The sequence below is a fragment of the Bacillus sp. AR2-1 genome (assembly GCF_008368755.1).
Taxonomy (GTDB): Bacteria; Bacillota; Bacilli; order Bacillales; family Bacillaceae_G; genus Bacillus_A; species Bacillus_A wiedmannii.
Genome location: NZ_QORY01000067.1, coordinates 1 through 1,238 on the forward strand (window position 1 = coordinate 1; position 1,238 = coordinate 1,238).

Here is a 1,238-nt window from a genome sequence, read left to right on the forward strand (position 1 = left end):
TATGACTGCTCTTCAAAATGTCCTAACAGCGATGGAAATTACAGGTGTTAAAGTGAAAAATAAGACGGCAAGGGCATTAGAGTTATTAGAGAAAGTAGGACTCACTGAAGTAGAAGCGAAACGTAACGTCTTGCAACTAAGTGGTGGGCAACAACAACGTGTAGCAATTGCTCGAGCATTATCTTGTAATGTTGATTTACTTATTGCAGATGAGCCGACAGGAAACCTCGACGAAGAAACAGCGATGGATATTATAGAACTGTTTCAAGAACTTGCACATAAAGAGAATAAATGTATTATTGTTGTAACGCATTCACAGGAAGTTGCTAAAAAATCCGATCGTGCAGTGTATTTAAGTAAGAAGAAGTTGGTCGTAAACCAAATCTAATACAAATATCTTAGTTTTTTAATTCACATAATTTCCAAAAAACAACAATTCCGAAAGCTTATATTTGATATATAATAAAATCAAGCCATAATCAAAATGGTCTCCCTGTATTGAATGTGAAGATAGTTTGTTGTTTCCTTTTTAACAATATTTGAAAAAGAACTTGTAGGATATTCTACAGGTTCTTTTTGTTATGATCAGTTACCTATATTATTGAGGAATTACATATAAAAATTGGGACATTATTTAGATGTAGAATCTAAATAATGTCCCGTTTAATTGTTTATCTGCATAGTTATTGAAGAATTAAACCTACTATCATAATTAAACTAAATATTATCATCCAGCCAAATGCACAATAGCCGAAGATTCTAATCCATTTAGGTAATTGATTCATGTTAACTTTATTTGTGGGAACTCCTTGCATAGAAAACACCATTTGTTGATCTCTATCCCTATTATTTTGTTGTTCATACATAACATCATCACCTTTCTAGAATAGTTGTATGTATAATATATCAGTCTGGAGAAAACTAAGTACCGAATATTAGACGAAATAAAAGTGATTCGACAAATATAGTGGATGGTTCTCTTTTCCAATACAGTATACTATATTTCAAAAAACGAAAATTTGATTACTCAAAAGCTATATATACTAAAGTATTTGCTCATTTAAAATATAGTAAACCTTTACCAAGAGATACTTATTATTCGATATTGATTAATTCGGATAAATTCACTAATACTTCTTAGCGTTTAGACACGAGTATGTCTTTCAAAATATAAGTACCGTAAAGTAGGAGTAATTATTTATTCGTTATTTTTAAAGCATTTAACGCTACTTTAGTTG

General features: G+C 30.5%; 2 protein-coding genes. One reads left to right on the forward strand and one right to left on the reverse strand.

Features of this window, described 5'->3' with window-relative positions:
- Nucleotides 1–388, forward strand: a 388-nt coding sequence (locus tag DT250_RS31495; protein WP_149214397.1) for an ATP-binding cassette domain-containing protein, incomplete at its 5' end; no start/stop codon positions are given.
- Nucleotides 389–683: 295 nt separating this feature from the next.
- On the opposite strand, the gene DT250_RS31500 is transcribed toward DT250_RS31495, so the two are convergent.
- Nucleotides 684–866: a hypothetical protein gene (locus DT250_RS31500; protein WP_149213952.1), complete on the reverse strand. Its 183-nt coding sequence runs from the start codon at nucleotides 864–866 to the stop codon at nucleotides 684–686.
- Between the last annotated feature and the right edge of the window lie 372 nt (nucleotides 867–1,238).

Excerpts from the sequence above, each read along its gene's own strand:
- DT250_RS31500 (WP_149213952.1), bottom strand. The coding sequence starts at position 866 with ATGTATGAACAACAAAATAATAGGGATAGAGATCAACAAATGGTGTTT.